Raw genomic sequence first — 22248 nt, 5'->3', positions numbered from 1 at the left:
ACCGCCGGTGTTCTCACGTCCCGCTCTGGATGATGTCACGCGTCGGCCCGCCGCCGTGCCGGGCGAGCGGCCCGGCCGCCGGTCCACCGGTGCCACCAGTGGCGGCGCCTGGGGTGCAGCGCCCGGCCGAGCCGCCGCCCCACCGCGAGGTAGCCGAGGAGGGCACCGGTCACGTTGAGGATCACGTCGTCGATGTCGAACGCCCGCCCCTCCACGATCGACCCCTGGGCGACCTCCACCATCACCATCAGCAGCGCGGTGAACGCCATGACCCGCAGCAGGCCGCGCACGCGCGGGAAGAGCATGGGGAGCAGGACGCCGAGCAGCACGTTGCCGCCGATCTGCCGGAGCGTGTCGAAGCGTTCCGGCTGGTCCAGGTACGTCCGGATCGAGTGGCCCGGCCGGAGATTGGTGTGCACGAGACCGGTCGAGCCGGGCGAGGGCACGAGGGTCACCCGGGCCAGCGCCACCGCGAAGGCCACCATGCACACCAGCGCCGCGGCGAGCACGAGGGCCCTGGCGAGCGTGGCCCGCCTGGTGTCCCGTTGCAGCGCCGGGGGCCGGGGAACGCCTCGCTCCCGCCCGGCTCCCGGCGCGCTGCCTGCCTCCCCTGCGCCCCGGTGGCCTGGGGCCGACTCCCGCGGCGCGCGGTCGTCCCCTGCGGCGGCCCGCGCGCGCCGCCCCGCCCGGAACAGTGTGACTCTCGCCATCGCCACCATCCTTGGTCGGCAGCCGTCACCCGCCGTGTACCCGGGGCCCGGTGGCGCACGCCCCGGCGGGGGCGCGCCGCGCCCCCGACGCGCCCCGGCCGTGCGCGGCCCCCGGGAACGGGGTGCCGCGCACGGCCGGGTGGCTTGGAGGCCGGGCGGTCGGGGGAGCGCGAGCCCGCCCGGCCCCCGGCTCAGTCGACGATCGGGGTCAGGATGACCTGCGCGCTGCCCGTGACGGGCGGCAGGCCGTCACCGCCCGGGTCGGTGTAGGTCGCGTCGAACACGCCGAACAGGTTGTCCTCGTGCGGATCGTGGCCCTCGGGGTCCGTCGTCTGGATGGTTCCGGAGCAGCCCGTCGCCGAGGTCTGCGGGTGCCCGTGGTCGTCGTGGCCGAGGATGTAGGTGACCGTGACGCGGTTGCAGTCGACCGGCTGGTCGTCGGTGACCTCCACCTCGAAGCTGATGACGTCGCCGAACCTGAACTCGTCCCCGTCCCGCGGCGAGACGAAGGAGACGACGGGCACGTCGTTGCCCACCACGATCTCCACCTCGGCGGACGCCGAACGGCCGCGGTGCCAGCCGCCCTGGTCGGTCACGCGGAGACTGGCCCGGTAGACGCCGTTCTCCTCGAACGTGTGCGTCGGGTTCGCCTCGCGGGAGTCGACGCGCCCGTCGGCGTCGAAGTCCCAGGCGTAGCGCAGCCGGTCGCCGTCCGGGTCCTCGGTGCCCTCGCTTGAGAAGGCCACCGTCAGCGGCGCGTCCCCGCCGACCACGTCGGCGGATGCCACGGGAACCGGGGCGTGGTTGCCGTGCCGGCCGATCCAGTCGATCCTGGCGAGCTTCGCCTCGGGGTTCTCCGCGAAGTAGCCCGCGCCGTACTCCAGGATGTACAGCGCGCCGTCGGGGCCGAACTCCATGTCGATCACACCGGACAGCTCAAGTCCCGGCAGGATGTCCACGATGTCCGCCAGCTCGCCCGACCGGTCGAGCGGGAAGCCCTTGATGTAGTTGCGCGTCCACTCGTAGAACAGCGGGATGCCGTCGTAGGACTTGGGCCAGGCCACGGAGTGCCGGCCGAGGGCCGTCCACGGGCTGTAGTCGTACGCGGGGCCCGCCATGGGGCCCACCCCACCGGTGCCGAGTTCGGGGAACTCGGCGGACCCGGCGCCCGGGTACCACACGTCGGGCTGCTCGACCGGCGGCAGTTCCGTCAGGCCGGTGTTGTGCGGCGACTCGTTGACCGGGGCGGCGCAGTCGAACGGCTCGCCCGAGGCGCCCGTCGCGAAGTCGTAGTCGATGTACGGCATGTCGGGCGTCACGCAGTAGGGCCAGCCGTGGTTGCCGGGTTCCGTGGCCACGAACCACTTGCCGTGCCCGTTCGGCCCGCGCTCCGGGTCGGGCCGGCCGGCGTCGGGCGAGTAGTCGGCCACGTAGACGTCGTTCGTCCTGCGGTCGACCTCGATGCGGAACGGGTTGCGCAGGCCCATCAGGTAGATCTCGGGGCGGGTCTGCGGGGTGCCGGGGGAGAAGAGGTTGCCGCGCGGGATGGTGTACGAGCCGTCCCTGCCGACCTTGATGCGCAGCACCTTGCCGCGCAGGTCGTCGGTGTTGGCCGAGGTGCGCTGCGCGTCGTACGCGGGGTTGCGGTCCGCGCGCTCGTCGATGGGCGTGTAACCGCCGGACTCGAACGGGTTGGTGTCGTCCCCGGTCGCCAGGTACAGGTTGCCCCTGCTGTCGAAGGCGATGTCACCGCCGACGTGGCAGCACACGCCGCGGTCGGCCTCGACGTCGAGGATCCGCTGCTCGCTCGACAGGTCGAGGGTGTCGCCGTTGAGCTTGAAGCGGGACAGCCTGGTCACGCCCTCGAACGGCTCGAAGTCCTCGGGGCTGCCGGTGGTCGGGGCGTCGCCCTCGTTGACGTCAGGGGTGGCCGGGTCGTCCACGGGGGTGTCCAGCGTGGGCGCGTAGTAGAGGTAGACCCACCGGTTCGTCAGGCCGTTGAAGCCGGGGTCGACGGCAATGCTCTGTAGCCCCTCCTCGTCGTGCAGGTACACGTCGAGTTCGGCCGCGAGGTGGTTGAGGCCGGTGCGGGGGTCGTTCAGCCACACCTCGCCGTCGCGCGTGGTGTGCAGCACCCGGGAGTCCGGCAGCACGACGAGATCGATGGGCTCGCCGGGGGCGTCGTTGAGGGTGACCTTCTGGAACTCGTCGGTCGGCGTGGTCGGGGCGGACGCCTCCGGTGGACGGTCCTCGTGAGCCGCCGCGGGCAAGGGGGCGGTGAGCAGGGCCGTGGCGGCGAGCGCCGCCGTGGCGAGGGCAGGGACGGTGCGCATGTCGACCTTTCATGGCAGTCCGGCCGTGGCCGGGGGCCGGTCGCGGAACGGAACCGCGACCGGCCGGTACTACGGGTCTCGCCGGCGACGGGGCCGGCGCGCGGGTGCGGGGGCAGCGGGCCTCCCGACCCGGTGACGGCGGGTCAGCGCCGGCCGCGGCGCCCGTGACGCAGGTAGGCCCAGCCGACCTCGGCGGTCTGCAACGGCGTGACGTCAGGAGTGTCGTTCTCGACGATGTACTCCTTGACCGGGTGGGCCCGGAAGATGCGGGGGAAGTCGATCATGCCCGTGCCCGGGTCGATCGTGTCGCCGGTGACCGGGTCGCGGTCCTTGACGTGGTACTGGAGCACGCGCTGGGGCGCGGACCTGATGACGTCGATCGTGAAGCGCTCCGGGTCCCGGACGCCGTCACCGCTCTCGATGCCGCCGGTGACGGCCCAGTAGATGTCGATCTCCAAGTGCACGAGCCGCGGGTCGAGTTCCGAGGTCAGGACGTCCCAGGGCGTCACGCCGCGGCCGAGGTCGATGGTGAACTCGTGCGCGTGGTTGTGGTATCCGTACCGCAGGCCGTACCGCCTGGCCGCCGCGGCCTCCTGGTTCATCTGCTCCGCGAAGCGCTTCCAGTCGTCCAGGGCCTGCGAGTTGAGCCAGGGCACGTTCATGTAGGACTGGCCCAGCGTCCTGGCGTCCCGCAGCTTCGTCTCCAGGGCCGCGCGGTCGGGGCTGATGTCGTTGTGGCTCGACGTGGCGCGCACCCCTATCTCGCGGTAGAACGCGCGCATCTCGCGGGCGGTGCGCCCGAAGAGGCCGAGCGCCTGCTCGACCCGGGGGTAGCCCATCCGGGCCACGGCCCGCAGGGTCGCGTCGTAGCCGCGCGCGCCGTTCAGGTCGTCGCGCATCGTGTACAGCTGGAGGCTGATGAGCCCCGGGGGCACCAGCGGACGCCCGCGCCGGTCCTGGCCGGCGTGCGCCCCCGGCGCGGCCGTCACGCCGGCCGCGAGGGCGCCGGCGCCGACCGCGCCGGCGACGGCGCCGCGCAGCAGCGAGCGCCTGCCGGGGCGGAGGGGGCCGCCGCGCTGGGCGCGCGCGGCGGAAAGCGCTTGGTCATCCGAGATTCCGTAACACATGGCGGCTCCTGTCGGGTGGTTCGGTGCGGCGGCGGGCCCCGGGCCTCGACGTGGTGGTACGGCGGCGATGCCTCGCGGCAGGATCAACGAGCGGTGTCCCGCGGAAGGATCGCCGGGTGGTGCGGGGGCGTGGATCGCGTGCGGCGGACGGGGGAGGGGGACGGCCGCGCGGGGGAACGCGGCCGGCGCGTCGGATGCCGGGCCGGGGCTGGGCCGCGGCGGTGGCGGCGTGGCGGAGGAACGGGGGGCGTGGGGCGCGGCCGTGCGGGCGCTCGGCCTGGCGTTCGTCGAAGCTCGCGAGCCGGGGTCGGTCGTACCGGTGGCGCGCCGGACGTCTCCGGCGCGTCTGCCATGGCGCACAACGTAGAAATGCCTTTACCCGTAGTCAAGAGAAAGTTCCGCTTTTTTCTGCGAAACCTCGTCCGCGTTCGGTACAAAGCTCGCCGGGACCCGCCCGTGCGCGACGGCGGACAGCCCCGTAGGGTGCCGGATCATGTCCACTGCCATCACCGCGGACGGCGTCACGCTCCACTACCAGCCCAGGGGCGGCGGCGAGGTGCTGCTGCTCCTGTCCGGGCAGTCCAACAGCCACCGCTGGTGGGACAGCTGCCGGGAGGACTTCGAACAGGGCGGGTACCGCACGGTGACGTTCGACTACCGGGGCACGGGCGCGAGCGACAAGCCGGACGAGCCCTACTCCACCAGGGAGTTCGCGGCCGACGCCGTCGCGGTGCTCGACGCGCTCGGCGTCCGCAGGGCGCACGTGTACGGCACGTCGATGGGCGGGCGGGTCGCCCAGTGGCTCGCGGCCGACCACCCCGACCGGGTCGGGGCCCTGGTCCTCGGCTGCACCTCACCCGGCGGCGCGCACGGCCACGAGCGCGGCAGGGAGGTCAGGAGGGCGCTGAGCCAGCCGGACCGGAAGGCGGCGGGGCGCGCCCTGCTCGAACTCATGTACACGCCCGGCTGGCTCGCCACGCGCCGGGGGCCCTGGTACACGGTCGGCGACCCGGACATGCCCGCTCATGCCAGGCGCCGCCACCTGGCGGCCAGCGCGGAGCACGACGCCTGGGACGCGCTGCCCCGCATCACCGCGCCCACGCTCGTCGTGCACGGCACCGACGACGAGTTCAACCCCGCGGCCAACGCGCCGCTGCTGGCCGGCCGCGTCCCCGGGGCGCGCGTGCACCTGCTGCCCGGCGCGCGGCACGCCTACTTCGAGGAGTTCCGCGACACCGCCTCCCGCGTCGTGCTCGACTTCCTCGCCGAACACCGGGGCCTGGCCGACAGGGCCGGGTGACGCCCCGTACGCCGGGCGCCGCCCGACGGCCCGCTCCTGGTCCGGTGCCCGGCGCTCGCCGGGCACCGGACCGCGGGCGCGGAGGTCCCGCGTGCGTCAGGCGTCGACGAGGACCGGCCGGGCGGGCGGGCCGTCCGCGAGCAGCCGCGCCAGCAGGGCGGGCAGCCCCGCCGGGCGCAACACGTCGGCCGTCGCGGCCAGTTCGGCGGCCGTCCACCAGCGGTGGCCGGTGACCCTGGCCCGTTCCGCCTCGTCGAAGCCCGAGGTGTCGATCTCGCACACCGGCACCCGCGCCAGGAAGTACCGCTGCCGCAGCTCGTGCGCCACCCCGCCCCAGCGCGCGATCACGGGCCTTCCGCGCCACACCTCGCCGCTCAGGCGCACCCGGGTGAGCCCCGTCTCCTCGCGGATCTCGCGCAGGGCCGCCTCCTCGTGGGTCTCGCCAGGTTCGAGGCCGCCGCCCGCCGTGTACCAGTGCGTCCTGCCGTCCCGGCGGCCGGAGAACAGCAGCAGCCGCCCCTCGTCGTCCACCAGCAGCACCCGGGCGGCGGCCCGCGGCACGGGGACAGGGCCCGGGGCGGCCCCGAACGGCAGCTGGAACAGCCGGTATCCGTTCGCCTCCCCGGAGGCGGCGAAGCCGAGCCGCCGCAGGACCGCCGTGCCGCGCTCGTTCCCGTGCGTGACCGTCGCGTAGACGTCGCGCGCCCCGCGCGCGTCCCGCGCGTGGGCGACCGCCGCGCGCGCGGCGGCCGTGGCGAGTCCGCGGCCGGTGTGCCGCCGGTCGAGCCAGTAGGCGATGCGGTAGCGGGAGGCCGCGGTCGCGATCAGGTCGAGGCGCCCGACCAGCGTCCCGCCGAGCCGGAGTCCGAGGCGTATCGAGCCCTCGGGCGGAACCTCCGCGAGCCGCTCCCCGATCCACGCCGGGTCGCAGGAACGTTCGTCGTCCCAGTCCGCGAACCGGCCGACGTGCGCCTGGTTCGCGGCCAGCAGGGCCACGTATCCGGCCGCGTCGGCGGCAGTCAACTCGCGGAGGGTCAGGTCGTGTTCGGACGTACTCAGGCAGGTCCCGCCATCCCGCTCATGCGTCATAACGGCGTACCCTAGCCCGGCCCCGCCACCGGCGATCAAGACCGCGGGCGGCCTCGGGGCCCGGGGCGCCGACGCGCGGTGCGGGCAGGCGGCCGGACGCACGGCCCGCACGGCGGCACGCAGAGTGATCGTTTATGGAGCGCGCCGACCGCCGCCGTCCCACGATGCGCCGCTACAGCGCGTGACCGCCGACGGGCGGCGCATGCCCGTTCGGGCACCCGGGCCGACCGCTTCCAGCGCCTCGGCGCGCGCCCTGCGCGCCGAACGCCCTCTTCGGAAACCTCAGGACCGTCCGGTGGGATTTTTCCGCACCGCGACACCGGCGAAGATCGCCCGGGGCGCCGGGCGCACGCGAGCTGCCGCAGGTGCCGGAAATACCGTCCGGCTGGTAGGCGTTTTCATGGGTTGTCGTGCATGGGGGGCGCGTGTTCGGAGTCTCGCGCTGGTCAAATGCATCGTCACTGCGGCTATGCGCTCGGTCGCGGTCCCTCGGTCGTCATCACGCGGTGATCCGTTCGGAAAGCCGGTCCTTCGCTCTGGTGACGGCTCGTGAATCCGTGTCATTCTGTGAGCGGAGTACCCGATTCGGGGAGCGATACCGGCAGGAGGGGGCTGGTGGAGTTCCGGATACTCGGTGGTATTGATATCGCGGCCGAGGACGGCGTACGGCGCCTCGGTTCCGTCAAGGAACGCATCGTGCTGGCCGTTCTCGCGCTCGACGTGGGGCGCACCGTGGGGACCGACACGCTGATCGACCGTCTTTGGGAAGAAGACGTGCCCGCCGCGCCACGGGAAAACCTGCGCATCCACATTTCCCGGCTGCGCCGGAGAATGGGAAAGCCGGGCGGGACGCACGGGTCGGTCGTGGTGCAAAGGGACCACGGATACGTGCTCGACGTCGCGCCGGAACGGGTTGACGTCCACCGATACCTGCACCTCGTCGACCGGGCCCGCCATCTGGTCGACCGGGGCGACGACGAGGGGGCGATCGAGGCGCTCGACCGTGCGGGACCCCTCTGGCGCGGTGAGCCGCTGGCCGGAGTGGCCACGGTCTGGGCCGAGGAGGTGCGCGGGACGCTGCGCCCACGGTACCTCGCGGCGGCGCTGACGCGCTCCGAGATCCGGCTGCGGCGCGGGCACTTCGCCGACCTCGTGGGTGAACTCGCCTCGCTCGCCGGTCAGTACCCGCACGACCAGGGGGTGGCGGAGCACCTGATGCTCGCTCTCTACGGGTGCGGGCGCACCTCCGAGGCCCTTGCCGCCTACCAGGACATCCGGCGGCGGTTGCTCGACGAATCAGGCGCGGAACCGGACCGCAGGCTGCGGCGCGTTCAGGAAGGCGTGCTGCGTGACGTGCCCGTCGACCGGCTCCTGCCAGGAGCGTCGGGCACCTCCTCGCGCCTGGTCGGGCACCTCCCGCCGAGCAACCTTCCGGCGCCGTCGGCTCTTGTCGGCAGGACGGCCGAACGCGCCCTCTTGAGGAGCGCGTTGGAGCGCGGAGGGGGCGCGCCGGGGGGCGCGGTCGCCTTGGAATCCATCGAGGGCATGTCCGGCGTGGGGAAGACGGCGCTGGCGTTCTCCGTGGGGCATGAGGTGCGCGACCTGTTCCCGGACGGTCAGGTGTACGTCAACCTGCGGGCCCACGCGGGCGGTTCGGGACCACTCAGTCCGGCGGCGGCCCTCGACTTCCTGCTGCGCAGACTGGGCACCCCTACCGAGCGCATACCGGCCGACGCGGACAGCGCGGCCTCCCTGTGGCGCGCCATGCTCGCGCGCCGGCGTCTCCTGGTCATCCTCGACGACGCGGCCGACCCGGAGCAGATCCGGCCGATCCTTCCGGGCGACTCGCCATCCGCCGTGGTGGTGACCAGCCGCCGCAGGCTCCTCGGCCTACCGGGCGTCCGCCGTATCGCCCTCAGCACCCTTCCGGAGCCGGAGGCGGTCGCGCTCTTTCAGCGGCTCGTCCCGGACGAACGCACGCGGGACACCGTTCAGGTCGCTGATCTCATGCGCGCGGCCGGCCACCTGCCCCTGGCCATAGAAATCCTCGCCGGCCGCCTGAACTCCCACCCGCTGTGGAGCCTTGCCGACCTCAAGCGGCGGCTGCTCGACAGCGAGGCCCGGCTGAGCGAATTCCGGGACGGCTACCGCGAGATCGGCCGCACGTTCGAGTTCTCCTATCGGTGGTTGACCGGTGAACAGCAGACGGTCTTTCGCCGCCTCGGCCTGCACATGGGTCCCGACCTCACGCCGGACGCGGCGGCGGCGCTCACCGGACTTGGGATTCAGCGTACGGAACACGTGCTCGAAGACCTGCTCAATCACTATCTCGTGCAGGAGCTCGCCCCGCATCGTTACTCCGCCCACGACTTGCTGCGCGAGTACGCGCAAATGCTCGCTGAGACGGAGGACAGCGAGGCCGAAAGGGCCGCGGCGGTGGGCGGGTTGATCGACTGGTACCTGAGCCGCGCGGATGCCGCCGACCGCATGCTCTACCCCTACCGCTCCCGCACGCCGCTGGACGGGCCGACGCCCCGGCAGACCCCGGTGTGGCGCGACGCGGAGGAGGCCAGGGCCTGGCTGGCGGCGGAGCGCGAGAACCTTCTCGCGGCGGCGGAACAGGCATGGCGCACCGGACCGCGGCGCCGCGCCGCGCTGTTCGCACACGTGCTCGCGGGCTACCACGACCGCGAACGCCTCGGGCCCGCCGGGCGGCGCCTGATGGAACGGGCGGCGGACCACTGGAGCGACGCCGACGCACCGGCTGAAAAGGCGCGTGCCCTGATCGACCTCTGCGGAGCGCACACGGTAGCGGGCTCGTTGTCCGACGCGCTCAGCACGGCGGAAAAGGCTCTGGAACTCGCGCGCGCCATCGGTGACGAGGAAATCATTGCAGAGGCTCTGTCGCGGCTCGGGCAGTCGAACGGTTTCTCCGGGCGGGACGGAACGGCTGCGCGACTGCACCGTGAGGCACTTGACATCCGTATGCGCTCCGGGCAAGAAGTCCAGATCGCCCGGTCCAGGAACAACCTGGCGATATCCCTGCTCGCACTCGGGCGGTCGGATGCGGCCCTGGAGCTTTTCCGGGCAGCGCTCGAAGGGTTTCTCGCCGCGCGTCAGGCCAATTGGAGTGCTTCCGTGTACAACAATCTGGGCGACTTGTACAGGGCGCGGCAGGAATATGTGCAGGCCCGTTCCTTCTATGACCGCGCACTTCCCATCATGGAGTCACGGGGTGATGTGGTGTCCGCCGCGACGGTGCGGATGAACATCGCTCAGATGCTCCGGGACACCGGGGCACTCGCGGCCTCCTGTGACCTTTACCGCGACGCGCTCTCCGCGTTCCGTCTCGCCGGGGACAGGCGTAGGGAATCGGTTGTGCTCACCGGAATCGGCGGGGTGTTCCGGGTATGGGGCAAGTGGGACGAGGCCGTGTCTTATTGTCGGCAGGCGATCGAGGTCTCACGGAGTATCGGTGCGGCCCGTGAGGAAATGCTTGCCCTGCTGGAATTGAGCCTGACCGCCTCTGCTTCGGGTGACAGGACGATGGCGGTGGAGCATGCGGAGGCGGCCCTTGAGGTCGCTCAGCGTAACCAGGTAGAGGTCGACATCGGCCGCGTGCGGGACCAGCTTGCCGCTTTGCGGTAACAGCATGTGCTGCGCCGAAGTCCTGGGGCGCAGCGGCACTGCCACGGGAAGACGGCCAGGCCACGCGGCCTTTCACCCCCGCCTCATGGCGATTTGATGTCCCAGACGATTTATGCGTTACTGCCTGTCCCCGCTGTTCCGTCGGGAGCAGGGAACGTCGATCGCCATGTCTCCGTGTGGGAGTCCGAACGCTGTGCACACGAAACGCCGTACCAGGGTGGGAACCGTCCATTTTCTCGTTTGGGCCGTTGCCCTGGGGATGGCGGCACAGGACAACCTGTCGATACCCGGGCGCGCGCCGATAACCTCGACAAATTCGGGCACCCTGCCGGTGCGTGAGACAGAACCGGCGCGTGACCGAACTCCCACATCCTCGTTCCATTCTCGCGCCATGCCGACCTCGAAGGGGCGGACCACCGCTGCCAGGGCCGAAGGCGCGCCCGCGCCGATGACAACCGTGCGCCGGGCGCTCGGACCCGCGCCTCGGACCCTGGAATGCATCTACACCGCGACCCCGGCCCGCGGCACGGATGTTCCGGACCACGGCGAACGGGCAACCGCCCCTCAACCGCCGCCGAGAGCGAGTTCCCCGGGGCCGAGGCGGGCGAAGTGGGCCGCCACGGCGGCGTTTCCGACGTCGGCGAGCGTCGGGGGCGACCAGCGGGGCGCGCGGTCCTTGTCGACGACCTGAGCGCGAATGCCCTCCACCAGGTCGGCGTTCGCCAGCGCGGCGCACGAGACGCGGTAGTCCTGTTCGAGTACGCGTTCCACGGAGCCGAGCCGGGCGGCGCGGCGCAGGGCCGCCAGCGTCACCTTCAGGGCGGTGGGGGAACGCCGCAGCAGGACGCGGGCCGCGTCCTCGGCCCCGGCCGTCGGCGCGTCCCGCAGGCGCGCCACGATCTCCTCGACGGTGCCGGGCGCGTAGCAGTGGTCGATCCACTCGCGCTGCGCGGTGAGTTCGGCCGGCGGCGGGTCGGCGGCGTGGCGCGCCAGCGCCTCGGCGGCCGGTGCCCCGGCCAGGTCCGCGCGCAGGGCCGGCAGCCGCTCCGATGGCACGTAGTGGTCGGCCAGGCCGCAGGCGATGGCGTCCCCCGCGCCCACGGCCGCCCCGGTGAGCGCGAGGTGGGTGCCGAGCTCGCCCGGCGCGCGGGCCAGCAGGTACAGGCCCCCGACGTCCGGGACGAACCCGATGCCGGTCTCCGGCATCGCGACCCGTGAACGTTCGGTGACGACGCGCATCCGGCCGTGCGCGGAGACGCCGACCCCGCCGCCCATGACGATGCCGTCCATCAGTGCGACGAAGGGCTTGGGGAAGCGGGCGATACGGGCGTTGAGCCGGTACTCGTCGCGCCAGAACGCCCGGGTCGCCTCGGTGGTGCCCGCCACGGCGTCGCGGTGGATGGCGCGGATGTCGCCGCCGGCGCACAGGCCGCGTTCCCCCGCGCCGTCCAGGACGACGGTCTCCACCGCCGGGTCGCGCTCCCACGCGTCCAGCGCGTCCGCGAGGGCCAGGACCATGCCGTGGGTGAGCGCGTTGAGCGCCTCGGGACGGTTCAGCGTCAGCCGGGCGGCCCGCCCCTCGACGCGCGCCGTCACGTGCGGGTCGCCGGCCCCGGTGCGTTCCATCGCCTCGCCTCTCCTGTCCCGTCGTCCGTCCGTTCGTCCCCGCCCGGCCGAGCGGGTGAGGACGCCTCCCGGCATCCTCTCAACTCCCGCACCGAGGCGGTGCGGACGGGCCGGTGCGCCCGGCCCGCCGGGGACGGCGGGTCAGGCCACTTCGACGTAGTCGAGCTCCGCCCAGCGGCTGAGGAACTGGAGCCGCACGGTGTTGTGCCCGGCCGTCAGCCGCACCGGCACCGACACCTCCGTCCAGTTCTCCCAGCCGCGGTCGGGGTAGTCGACGGTGCCCACGCGCCGCCCGTTCACCGACAGGGCGTGCTGGGCGGCGCCGTAGCCGGCGGCGTAGCCGATGTGCAGGGTGTGCGCGCCGGGACCGGCCGCGAACACGGTCAGGTCCACCCAGCTGTCCGCGTGGTCGATGCCCGCGGCCACCGCGCCCTGCGAGGCGGACGGCGTCTGCCGCACCGCGGCGCGGTGGAGCGCTCCGCGTTCCGCCTCGTGCCGCACCCTGCTGCCCCGCACCACGGGCAGGTCGCCGTCCCAGCCGAGCTGGGCGACGTACAGGCCCCGCCCGCCGGCCGGGCGGGCGCCGTGGAAGAAGACGCGGCCGTCACCGATGTCGGCGCCGCCCGGCCCGCTGACCGCGCCATCGAGGCTCGCGGTCGTCATCAGCGGCCGGTAGGCCCGCGTGTACGGGCCGGTGAGGGACCGCGAAACGGCGTAGCCCGTCTGGTAGTCGGGCGTGCTGTACACCCCGGCCGAGTAGAACAGCACGTAGTGCGACGGGCGCTTCACCAGCACCGGCGCCTCGATCACCCCGTCCTCGGACGGCAGGTTGTTGCGCAGGAGTTCGGCGCGCGAGCCGATGAACGTCGTGCCGTTGGCCGCGACGCGCTGGAGCCACAGGATCGCGGGCCGGCCCACCGCGTTGCCGTCGTTCTTGTAGAGCAGGTAGCGGCTGCCGTCGGAGTCCACGAAGCTCGACGGGTCGATGGCGCCGCCCTCGCCGGGGTCGCACACCAACGGCCGGTCCGATGTGGCCGCGAACGGCCCGGCCGGGCTGGCGGCCAGCGCCGCGCCCAGGCACATGCGGCCCGAGGCGCGGTCCGGGCCGGTGAAGTACATCAGGTACCTGCCGTCGGCGCGGCGGGAGACGTCCGGGGCCCAGAACCCGCCGCCTCCGGTCCAGGCCGGGGCGGTTGGCATCGCGTCGCCCCTGACGGCCCACGGGCCGTCGGGCCCTGGCGCGGTGGCGTAGGGCACGCGGCCGTGCCGGGATGAGGTGGAGTAGGCCCAGTGGGTGCCGCCCTCGGCGAAGACGTCGGGATCGGGGAAGTCGTCGTCGATCACCAGCCCGGGGGCCACCGTGCGCGGCGCCGGCGCGCCGGGCGGCACGTCGGCTGCGGCCGGGACGGGCGCCGCGGGGGCCGCGGTCGCGGGCGACAGGGGGACGAGGGCGGCGAACACCGTCGCCAGCCCGAGCAGGGCACGGGTGGTACTGCGCATCGCGTGGACCTTTCCGCAGGGGCGTGGGCGCTCGGGGCGGGTGCCGAGGGGGCCGCGCCCGCGCGGCCCCCTCGGCCGGTCACCGGCCGGCCTGGAGCGCCGCCCAGGTCCTGGGACCGACCAGCCCGTCGGCGGTCAGCCCGCGCGCGGACTGGTAGGCGCGCACGGCCGTGGCCGTGTCGGGGCCGAAGATGCCGTCGATGGCCACCGTCCGCCCCAGCGCCGCGGTCAGCGCCCGCTGGAGCCGGGACACGGGCTCGCCCGTACTGCCCTGGCCGAGCGACACGGTGCTGCCCGCGGACAGCAGGGCCGTCCACGTCCTGGCTCCGATCACGCCGTCGGCGGTCAGCCCGCGCGAGGTCTGGAACGAGCGGACGGCAGCCGCCGTCGCGGGCCCGAACACCCCGTCGGTCTCGCCCGCGTCGTGCCCGCGGGCGTTCAGCAGGTACTGGGCCGCCGCGACCCGCGGCCCCGTCGAGCCCTCGCGCTGCGTGCCGTACGACGGGAAGTCGAGGCCGGGCGCGCCGGGTTCGCCCGGCTCGCCGGGGTCGCCGCCGACCAGCTCCATGTAGCGGTCCCAGTCCCAGTTCGGTCCCGGGTCGGTGTGGTCGTTGCCCGGCACCTCGACGTGGCCGACGATGTGCTCGCGGTCCTTGGGGATGTCGTAGCGGTCCGCGAGGTGGCGGGTCAGGGCGGCGGACGAACGGTACATGGCGTCGGTGAACCACGCCGGGTCGTCCACCCAGCCCTCGTGTTCGAGGCCGACGCTGTAGGCGTTGCCCGACCTGGCGTGCCAGGCGGTGTCGGCGTCGCGCACCGTCTGCGTGACCTCGCCGTCCGAGGAACGGATCACGTAGTGGGCGCTGACCCGCGAGGCGGGGTTCTGGAACCAGCTGATCGACCCCGCGTAGGAGCCCTGCGTGACGTGGATGACGACCGCGCTGATCGGCTGGGTCCTGCCGGTGCTGTAGTTGCCGCTGTGGGCGGGCACCCAGCGGGCCGGCGGGTAGTCCTGGCTGAGTGCGACGGGGCCCGCGTCGGCGTACCGGCCGCGTTCCGGGGCGACGGCGCGCGGTGCGACCTCCACCGTCTCGCCGCCCTCGACCGGGGCCCGGACGCCGTCGCGCAGCAGTTCGTAGACGGCGTCCGCGTACAGCCGCGCGGTGGCGTCCTCGGCCGCGCCCCCGTACCTGGCCACCGCCGGGTACCAGGCGTCGAGGTCGGCGCGTTCGCCGGGGGAGAGGCCGAGGGTGTCGGCGTAGTGGCGCAGGACGGCCGCGCCGCCGCGGATGTTGGCGGCCGTGTCCTGCCGCAGCCGCGCCTCGGGCAGCCCGGTCTCCTCGGCCGCGGTGTCCAGCGTGCGGTGCTCGGGATTGTCCACCAGGTGCATCACGCCGTAGCCGCGCGCCTGGCTCGGCTGCCCGTCGTGGCCGTCGAGGCGGGACTCGCCGTAGCCGACGGCCACCAGCAGGTCCCGCGGCACTCCGTACTCCTCGGCCGCCTCGTGGAACGCGGCGTTCACCGGCTCCGCGGCACCCGCCGCGACCGCGGGCGCGGTGGGCGCGACCAGCGCCGCGAGTGCGGCGCAGGACAGGGCGGCCACGCGCAACCGTCGTGAGAGGACAGGTCGTCTGATCACGGTTCTCCGTTCGCCGTTGCCGTGCGCGCGCCCCGTGGGGTCGGGCGCGCGCCGGCTCCCACCCTCGGGTAACGCCATGGTCATGTCAATGAGGTGGGCTCGGTTGAACGCGCGTGTCCCGCCGTTCCCCCTCGAACGGCCCAACAGCTCAACGGCTCGACGGCCCAGCGCGCCGCACCCGCCGGGGCCGGGGCCGCGCGCCCCCACGGCGCCACCGGCGCGGCGGCGGTCGAACGGGTGAACGCGCGGCCCGGACGCCGCCGTTCACGCGCGCGTGGGCTCCGCGAGGGCCGGGGCGCACTCGGGCACGGGGCGCGGCACGCGGCGTTCGGTGGCGTCGATGTAGTCGTGCAGCGCCCGGCGCGAGCGGACGAGCGTGTCGATGCGTTCGTCGAGACCTCGCAGGCGGCCCCGCAGCAGGTCGAGCAGCTCGGGGCAGGGCAGCAGGTCGGGGGCCGAGCCCGTGGCGCAGGGCAGCAGGGCGCCGATCTCCTGGGTCGACAGGCCGGCGTCGAGCAGCTTCCTGATCTGCGTCACGGTGAGCACGGCCTCATCGGTGTACTCGCGGTAGCCGCTCGGGCCGCGGCCGGGCCGCAGCAGCCCCTGGGCCTCGTAGTAGCGCAGCAGGTGCGCGTGGACGCCGGTCCGCCGGCTCAGCTCCCCGATCCGCACGACCGCTCCTCCTTGACCTTCATATCGGTGTGAAGGTTGATGATGCCTCCATGACCGTCACACCATTCAACCCGCGTGCCCTGCTGGCCGAAAGCCGCCTCGGCGTCCTCGCGACCATCAAGGCGGACGGCCGCCCCCAGCTGTCACCCGTCCAGCCCTTCTACGACCAGCGGTCCAACATCCTCTACGTGTCCACGAACGAGGGCCTCGCCAAGACCGCGAACCTCCGCCGCGACCCCCGGGCCGCGCTTGAGGTCACCAGCGCCGACGGGCTCTCGTGGGCCACCGCCGAGGGCACCGTGACCCTCACCGGGCCAGGCACCGACCGGCACGGCCCCGAGGTCGAGGCGCTGGTCGATTACTACCGCGCCGCGGCGGGGGAGCACCCGGACTGGGACGAGTACCGCTCCGTGATGGTGAACGACCGCCGCATGCTCATCACGATGCCGGTCGACCGCGTGTACGGGGCCACGATCGGCTGACGGCCGTTCAGGACCGGCCCGCGGCCGTTCCGGGGCGCGGGCCGGCGTGTCAGTCGCCGAGCCCCGCCGCGCGCAGCCGCCGGCTCACCGACTCCCAGTCCCCGGCGATGGGTTCGGTCGTCAGGGTGCCGACGGAACGGTCCTTGAAACCGCTCGACGTGGACACGCAGACCACCGGCCCGTCGTCACCACCCCCGACGGCGCGCAGCCCGGCGAGGCCCGCGGCGGCGGAGAGCTCGGCCCACAGGCCGGCCCGGGCCAGCTCGTCGCGGGCGGCCCGCAGCTGCCCGTCGTCGAGTGCGACCACCTCGCCGCCGCTGTCGCGGACGGCGACCACGCCGCGGTAGCCGCTGACGGCGGCGACGATCGCGTACGCGTCGGTCGGCTCCACGGCCACGTGCGCCGCGGGGACCCCCTCGCGCACGGCCTTGGCCAGGGGCGCGGCGGCGGCGGACTCGCAGGCGACCATGCGGGGCAGGCGATCGGTCAGGCCGAGCCGCCGCAGTTCCGTGAAGCCCTTCCACACCCCGTAGAGCAGTTCGCCGTAGCCGGTGGGCACGAACACGGCTTTCGGTACGCCGATGTCGAGGAAGATCTCGTACGCGATGGTCTTGTAGCCCTCGGGCCCGAAGGCGTGCCCCGTGTGCGTCGGGGTGAGGTTGCTGACCGGGTGCAGGCCCACGCGGTCGACGACCTGCCGCATCAACGGCCACCGCGCCTCCCACGGCACCGGCAGCACCACCGCGCCGTAGGCGCCGAGGAACGCGTCGACCGCCGGCGGCAGGTCGGGCCCCGTGAACACCACGCACGGCAGGCCGGCGCGGGCCGCGTACGCAGCCGCCGACGCGCCGTGGTTGCCCGAGGAGGCGACCACGATGCCCGGCGCGCCCACGCCGACCGCGGCACTGGTGGTGCAGCGGTTCAGGCGGTCCTTGTGGCTCCACGTGGGGTTGCGCGACTCGTCCTTGACGTAGACCCCGGCTTCGAGTTCGACCAGCGGGGTGCCGCCCTCGCCGAGACCGGGCGCGGCCAGCGGCGGGAGCAGCGGCGCCCACCGGTCCAGGCCGGTGCCGCGCGCCGCAGGCCCGCCGGCCGGGGAGAACAGCGCGGCGGAGACCCGCCCGTAGTCGTAGTCGACCTCGACCGGCAGAACGGTGTCACCGGTGGCCGTCTCGGGGCACCCCTCGGTCAGCGGCGGCCACAGCGGGTAGGCGAGGGCCGGGTCGCCCAGTGAACGCTGCACGGTCGCCGAGGAGTTGTTGGTCGCCACGGAGCCGATCCTAATCCGGCCGTCCGCGCTACCGCTGCGGGCGGTTGAACGAGGCCCGCGACCAGAGGTGGCCGAGCCCGGTCAGCGCGAGGCACCAGGCGAGCGCCAGCCACCCGTTGTGGCCGATCCCGCTGCCGAGCAGCAGGCCGCGCAGGGTCTCGATGGCGGGCGTGAACGGCTGGTACTCGGCGATCGGCCGGAACCAGCCGGGCATCGTGTCCACCGGGACGAAGGCGCTGGAGATGAGCGGCAGGAAGATCAGCGGCAACGCGTTGTTGCTCGCGGCCTCGGCGTTCGGGCTGACCAGGCCGATCCCGACGGCGATCCATGTGAGCGCCAGGGAGAACAGGACGAGCAGTGCGAACGCCGCCAGCCACTCCAACGGAGCGGCGTCCGTCGTGCGGAAGCCGATGGCCACCGCGACGGCCCCGACGAGCAGCACGCTCGCCGCGCATTGCAGCACGCTGCCCACGACATGCCCGATGAGCACCGCTCCGCGGTGGATCGCCATGGTGCGGAAGCGGGCGATGATGCCCTCGGCCATGTCGGTGGAGACGGACACCGCGCTGCCGATCGTGGTGCCCCCGATGGTCAGCAGCAGGATGCCGGGGACGATGTACGCGAGGTACTCGGAGCGGCCCGCGCCGCCGACGCCCGCGCTCATGACGTCCCCGAAGACGTGGACGAAGAGCAGCAGCAGTACGACCGGCGTCAGCAGCAGATTCAGGGTCATCGACGGATAGCGGCGCACGTGCAGCAGGTTGCGGCGCAGCATCGTGGAGGAGTCGCGCACGGCGAGGGAGAGGGCGCTCATCGGACATTCTCCTGGGTACGATCGCCGCGGCCGGTCCCGGCGGGCGCGCCGGAGCCGGTCAGGGCGAAGAACACGTCGTCGAGGTCGGGGGTGTGCACGGTGAGTTCGTCCGCCTCGACGCCGGCCGCGTCGAGCCAGTCGAGGAGGGAGCGCAGTTCGCGCTGGCTGCCGTCGCTCGGCATCCGCAAGGTCAGTGCCTCGTCGTCCCTGACGGCCTCGCGCAGGGCGCCCGCGGCGCTCCGGTACGCGGCCGGGTCGAGGAAGCGGAGCCGGACGTGGCCGCCGGGGACGAGCCGCTTCAGCTCGTCCGCGGTGCCCTCGGCCGCGATCCTGCCGTCGTTGAGCACGGCGATGCGGTCGGCCAGCTCGTCGGCTTCCTCCAGGTACTGGGTGGTGAGGAGGACGGTGACGCCGCCGGAGACGAGTTCGCGGATGATCTGCCACATGGTGTGGCGCGAGCGCGGGTCGAGGCCGGTGGTCGGCTCGTCGAGGAAGATGACGCGCGGGTCGCCGACGAGGGTCATGGCGATGTCGAGGCGGCGCCGCATGCCGCCCGAGTAGTTCTGGGCGGGCTTCCCCGCGGCTTCCGCGAGGCCGAACCGCTCCAGCAGTTCGGCGGCCACGCGCCGCCCATCGCGCTTGGGCAGGTGGTGCAGGTCCGCCATGAGGAGCATGTTCTCCTCGCCGGTGATCAGGCCGTCGACGGCGGAGAACTGCCCGGTGACCCCGATCGCGGCCCGCACCCCGTCCGGTGACGCGGCGATGTCGTGGCCCGCGACCCGGGCCTGCCCGGCGTCGGGGGTGATCAGCGTGGAGAGGATCTTCACGACGGTGGTCTTGCCCGCGCCGTTCGGCCCGAGCAGCGCGAACACGGACCCGGCCGGGATGCGCAGATCGATGCCGTCGAGCACGGTCTTGTCGCCGAAGGACTTGCGCAGACCGGTGGCGGAGACGGCGGCCGGCGGCGCACCGCCGCCCGTGCTGGATGTGGGCATGACAGGTGAAGGCATGGGGTTCCCCGTTCGGAGGAGTGACGTCGCTGGGTCGCTGCGGAAAAGGGCCGGCCGGGCGGAGGTGCGGCGTTCAGCTTCCGGCGCGCAGGATGTCGATGGCGCCGTGCCGGGTGCGGGCGCGGACCTCCAGGGTGTCCTCGCCCCGCCGGGCGCCCTCGGCCGTGGCGAGGGTGTTGCGGACCTGGCCCGAGCCGGAGTTGACGTCGAGCCAGGCGGCGGTGCCCTCGCGGATGCCGATCTCGATGGCACCGTAGGAGGTCTCCAACTGGACGGTGCCGCGGGCGACATCGGCGAGGCGTACGGCGCCGTGCGCGGTGGTCGCGGCGACCGAGGACTCGGCGCGCGCGATGTCGATGTCGCCGTGGGCGGCGTTCACCCGCAGATCTCCGGTCACGGCGCGGACGACCGTGCTGCCGTACGAGTTCTTCAGCACGGCGGGGCCGTTGAGGAGGCCGACGCGCAGGCTGCCGGAACTGGTCGTGATCTCGGCCTTGCCCTCGACCCGGTCCACGTTGATCGAACCGTGCGAGGCGGAAAGCCGCAGCGGGCCGGTCGTGTCGAGGCGCACGTCACCCGTCGAGGTCTTCACACGGACCTCGCCGAGCTTCCCTTCGCCGAGCACCTGGGCCCAGGCGCCGGTCACGTCGAGGCGTGAGTCCGCGGGCAGCTGGACCGTCACGTCGACGGTGCCGGTGCGGCCGAACAGGGAACGGCTCTTGGGTGTCCTGACGGTCAGCTCGCCGCCCGCGCAGGTGATCTCGGCCTGGTCGGCCGCCCGCACGTCGTGGTCGCGCTCCGGGTCGCGGGGGCGCACCTCGACGATGGTGTCGAGGCGGTCTGCCGCGATGAACCGGATGGAACCGGCCTCCACGTGTGCGGTGACCGAGATCGGCGCTGGAGTGTTGAATGTAGGCATGGTTGTCCCGTTCTCGTGAGTCATCGGAGCGTCCCCGCAGGTGGGACGTGGTGTGAGGGGAATGGCGCGGGCAGCGGTGCGGCTAGCGCACCCAACCCGTGAATCTCTGGCCGATGGTCTGGACCGGCTCCGCGGCGCGCGGCCGGGCGCCGCCCTCCACCGCGGCCGAGACCGCCCGCACCAGCCACGCGTTGACCGACAGGCCCTCGCGCCCCGCGGCCTCCTCGGCCCGCGCCTTGAGATGGGCCGGCAGGCGCAGGTTGACGCGGGCGGTGCCGCCCTCGTCGCCGTCCGCCGGCGGCGTGGCGGGTTCGGCGGGGGCAGGCGCCGCGACCTCCACCGGGGCGCCGCCGGCGGGCGGCGGCGTCACCACGAAGTCGGGGTCGAGGCCGCGCAGCCGGACATCGACCGAGCCGGGGGCGAGTTCACGGGTGATCTCGTCCATCGCGGCGGAGAGCACGTGCAGCATGGCCAGCCGGGTCGCCGACTCCAGCGGCGCGGTGAGCCGTTCGGCCAGTTCGCGGGCGTCCTCCCCGCCGGCTTCTGCGGCCACCGCGAGGTCGCGGCGGAGGGTCTCGACATACGGAGTGAGGTCCATGACGCCATCATGGCATCATGGTGGCACCATGCGCAAGCCCTAGTGGCGCCATGTGGCACCGGGCGGCGCCATGGTGTGCCATGGTGATGCCGCCCGCAGTGGTTCGGGCCGTCCAGAGCGGAAGCAGGGGCCGTGCGGGAGGGGGCGAGGGGGCAAGAAGAATGAGGCCATGGCGAAGTGCAAGAAGTGCGGTGCGGCCAAGCGCCGCTGGCCCCGCTCCTGCTCCCGGTGCGGCGCCGGCTCGGGCCGGGCGGACGCCGCCGACTTGGCCGTGGCCTCCGGGCTGTTCGGATGGATCTGGCGCGGAATCACGGGGGCGGTGCGGTGGGTACTGCGCGCGCTCGGCTGACCGTCCCGGAGGGCCTGTGCACCGTGCACCACTCGCCACGACCCCGGCAGTCGGCCCCGAGGGCCAACGCGCAACTCCCGGGTTGGGGCGGTGAACTTGCCCCTCTCAGGGGGTCCGAGTCCTGCCCACGTGTTCGACGCCAATGACCAACGGTTTACTGCTCACGATCTTGTAGAGCACTCGGTAGAAGCCGACGCGCATGCGGAACTGGTCGGGCCCGTATGGATGGGCTCCCGAGGGGCGAGGGTTCCTGAGCAGGAGATTGAGGCTGTCCAAGACCTGATCGATGCCGGCTGGGTCAGCTTTGGCCAGCCGAGTCAGTGAGCGTTCCGCCTCCGGGGTGTACTGCACGCGTCCCCGGCTCACTCGTCACTCCTCAGCTTGGCCACCAGATCTTCGTGCGAAATCGGTTCCTTGCCGTCTCGCCGGTCGATCTCGTTGCGCGTGAGGGCGAGCTCTTCCTCCAGGTCTTCCAGCTTCGAGGGGCTGATGACGACGGCGACGATGGCGCCGTCCTCGTCGGTCAACGCGATCTCCTCGCGGGAGTCGGCCACGCGCCGAGCGAGAACGGCCAACTGCTCTCCGGCGGCAGACAGCGGGATGGCATCCCAGGGGCCGAGCTTCACCAAGCCGCGCAACGGAGCGTAATCACTCATGCGCGAAAGTTTACCGGCGTGGGCAGAGGTTCCCGTCTCGACGGAGAGCAGTGGGCTCTCGTCGGTGCCGGAGCCAGTTGATCCCATCGCATCGAACGACGGGGCACCATCAGCAGACAGCTGGCCTGGCGATCAGGTGGTGCCCATTCTTCCGTCCTTGATCCCCGCCACGAACGTCGAGAACGCGGCGGTCGGGAAGTGCAGCACCGGACCGTCGAGGCTTTTGGAGTCGCGGACCGGCACCACCCCTTGGCGTCGCCGCGTAGTTGGCGGCGGCCTCCACGCAGGCGCCACCGTTGTCGCTGTAGGAGGAGGTGAACCAACGCGGTGCTTCGGACGTCACGGGGTGCCCTTTCGTATCTGCTGGATCGAGGCGACGGAGGCCGACCGCAAGTGCCGCTTCCTGACGGCATGTCGCGAAGCAATCCCGACAGGGACCGCTCCGGCCGCGCGGCTCGTTCTCGGTGGCCTCACCATTCTCGAACCCACGCACCGGCCCGGTACGG

At 73.1% G+C, this 22248-nt stretch carries 19 protein-coding genes and 1 pseudogene; 4 read left to right on the top strand and 16 right to left on the bottom strand.

All coding sequences use genetic code 11. From position 1 onward, the window contains the following. Window positions 1-35: 35 nt before the first annotated feature. The 3 genes from LC193_RS02815 to LC193_RS02805 all read right to left on the bottom strand — a co-directional run bounded on the left by LC193_RS02815 (window position 36) and on the right by LC193_RS02805 (window position 4170). The gene (locus LC193_RS02815) at window positions 36-710 is read right to left on the bottom strand and encodes a VanZ family protein (RefSeq protein ID WP_226071100.1); all 675 of its coding nucleotides are present in this window, start codon (window positions 708-710) and stop codon (window positions 36-38) included. A gap of 191 nt (window positions 711-901) precedes the next feature. Further along, on the bottom strand, window positions 902-3043 hold the full coding sequence (locus LC193_RS02810; protein WP_226071098.1) for a PQQ-dependent sugar dehydrogenase: 2142 nt from the start codon (window positions 3041-3043) through the stop codon (window positions 902-904). A 143-nt stretch (window positions 3044-3186) separates the two neighbouring features. Beyond that, a complete protein-coding gene (locus LC193_RS02805) occupies window positions 3187-4170 on the bottom strand; it encodes a sugar phosphate isomerase/epimerase family protein (protein WP_226071096.1) in 984 nt (327 codons plus the stop codon). A 493-nt stretch (window positions 4171-4663) separates the two neighbouring features. Here LC193_RS02805 and LC193_RS02800 point away from each other — a divergent pair, with 493 nt between their 5' ends. Next, complete coding sequence (locus LC193_RS02800; protein ID WP_226071094.1) at window positions 4664-5470, top strand: alpha/beta fold hydrolase; 807 nt, start codon at window positions 4664-4666, stop codon at window positions 5468-5470. Between the two features lie 96 nt (window positions 5471-5566). Here LC193_RS02800 and LC193_RS02795 read toward each other — a convergent pair whose 3' ends face one another. Beyond that, window positions 5567-6559: a GNAT family N-acetyltransferase gene (locus tag LC193_RS02795; RefSeq protein ID WP_226071092.1), complete on the bottom strand. Its 993-nt coding sequence runs from the start codon at window positions 6557-6559 to the stop codon at window positions 5567-5569. 615 nt (window positions 6560-7174) lie between these two features. On the opposite strand from LC193_RS02795, the gene LC193_RS02790 reads away from it, so the two are divergent. After that, window positions 7175-10207: an AfsR/SARP family transcriptional regulator gene (locus tag LC193_RS02790; RefSeq protein ID WP_226071089.1), complete on the top strand. Its 3033-nt coding sequence runs from the start codon at window positions 7175-7177 to the stop codon at window positions 10205-10207. 564 nt (window positions 10208-10771) lie between these two features. On the opposite strand, the gene LC193_RS02785 is transcribed toward LC193_RS02790, so the two are convergent. The 4 genes from LC193_RS02785 to LC193_RS02770 form a co-directional block, all read right to left on the bottom strand. Next, window positions 10772-11833: an enoyl-CoA hydratase/isomerase family protein gene (locus tag LC193_RS02785; RefSeq protein WP_226071087.1), complete on the bottom strand. Its 1062-nt coding sequence runs from the start codon at window positions 11831-11833 to the stop codon at window positions 10772-10774. A 141-nt stretch (window positions 11834-11974) separates the two neighbouring features. Next, a complete protein-coding gene (locus LC193_RS02780) occupies window positions 11975-13333 on the bottom strand; it encodes a family 43 glycosylhydrolase (RefSeq protein WP_226071079.1) in 1359 nt (452 codons plus the stop codon). Between the two features lie 79 nt (window positions 13334-13412). Then, a complete protein-coding gene (locus LC193_RS02775; RefSeq protein ID WP_226071077.1) occupies window positions 13413-14972 on the bottom strand; it encodes a peptidoglycan-binding protein in 1560 nt (519 codons plus the stop codon). A gap of 264 nt (window positions 14973-15236) precedes the next feature. Next, the gene (locus tag LC193_RS02770; protein WP_226071075.1) at window positions 15237-15644 is read right to left on the bottom strand and encodes a MerR family transcriptional regulator; all 408 of its coding nucleotides are present in this window, start codon (window positions 15642-15644) and stop codon (window positions 15237-15239) included. A 50-nt stretch (window positions 15645-15694) separates the two neighbouring features. Here LC193_RS02770 and LC193_RS02765 point away from each other — a divergent pair, with 50 nt between their 5' ends. Further along, window positions 15695-16126, top strand: a complete 432-nt coding sequence (locus LC193_RS02765; RefSeq protein ID WP_086161442.1) for a PPOX class F420-dependent oxidoreductase — start codon at window positions 15695-15697, stop codon at window positions 16124-16126. Window positions 16127-16175: 49 nt separating this feature from the next. Here the strand turns inward: LC193_RS02765 and LC193_RS02760 are convergent, their stop codons facing one another. The 5 genes from LC193_RS02760 to LC193_RS02740 form a co-directional block, all read right to left on the bottom strand. Next, entirely contained in the window at window positions 16176-17396 is a 1221-nt protein-coding gene (locus LC193_RS02760; protein ID WP_226071073.1) for a threonine synthase, read from the bottom strand. A gap of 28 nt (window positions 17397-17424) precedes the next feature. Then, the gene (locus LC193_RS02755; protein WP_226071071.1) at window positions 17425-18210 is read right to left on the bottom strand and encodes an ABC transporter permease; all 786 of its coding nucleotides are present in this window, start codon (window positions 18208-18210) and stop codon (window positions 17425-17427) included. Then, a complete protein-coding gene (locus LC193_RS02750; RefSeq protein ID WP_226071069.1) occupies window positions 18207-19205 on the bottom strand; it encodes an ATP-binding cassette domain-containing protein in 999 nt (332 codons plus the stop codon). The genes LC193_RS02755 and LC193_RS02750 overlap by 4 nt, the downstream gene beginning before the upstream one ends. An 88-nt stretch (window positions 19206-19293) precedes the next feature. After that, window positions 19294-20139, bottom strand: a complete 846-nt coding sequence (locus tag LC193_RS02745; RefSeq protein ID WP_226071067.1) for a DUF4097 family beta strand repeat-containing protein — start codon at window positions 20137-20139, stop codon at window positions 19294-19296. 82 nt (window positions 20140-20221) lie between these two features. Beyond that, window positions 20222-20737, bottom strand: a complete 516-nt coding sequence (locus tag LC193_RS02740; RefSeq protein WP_226071065.1) for a hypothetical protein — start codon at window positions 20735-20737, stop codon at window positions 20222-20224. A 169-nt stretch (window positions 20738-20906) separates the two neighbouring features. Here LC193_RS02740 and LC193_RS02735 point away from each other — a divergent pair, with 169 nt between their 5' ends. Beyond that, window positions 20907-21086, top strand: a complete 180-nt coding sequence (locus LC193_RS02735) for a hypothetical protein (protein ID WP_226071063.1) — start codon at window positions 20907-20909, stop codon at window positions 21084-21086. 105 nt (window positions 21087-21191) lie between these two features. Here LC193_RS02735 and LC193_RS02730 read toward each other — a convergent pair whose 3' ends face one another. The 3 genes and pseudogenes from LC193_RS02730 to LC193_RS02720 form a co-directional block, all read right to left on the bottom strand. Further along, window positions 21192-21437 (bottom strand): type II toxin-antitoxin system RelE family toxin, encoded by a 246-nt coding sequence (locus tag LC193_RS02730; protein ID WP_226078458.1) that lies wholly within the window; start codon window positions 21435-21437, stop codon window positions 21192-21194. Between the two features lie 11 nt (window positions 21438-21448). After that, window positions 21449-21742 (bottom strand): hypothetical protein, encoded by a 294-nt coding sequence (locus LC193_RS02725; RefSeq protein WP_226071061.1) that lies wholly within the window; start codon window positions 21740-21742, stop codon window positions 21449-21451. 132 nt (window positions 21743-21874) lie between these two features. Then, window positions 21875-22085, bottom strand: a pseudogene (locus tag LC193_RS02720) (DUF397 domain-containing protein). Between the last annotated feature and the right edge of the window lie 163 nt (window positions 22086-22248).

It is taken from the genome of Streptomyces marincola (genome assembly GCF_020410765.1).
Classification (GTDB): domain Bacteria; phylum Actinomycetota; class Actinomycetes; order Streptomycetales; family Streptomycetaceae; genus Streptomyces; species Streptomyces marincola.
The sequence above is the reverse complement of the archived record's forward strand: the minus strand, read 5'-3'. Positions and strand labels throughout refer to the sequence as shown.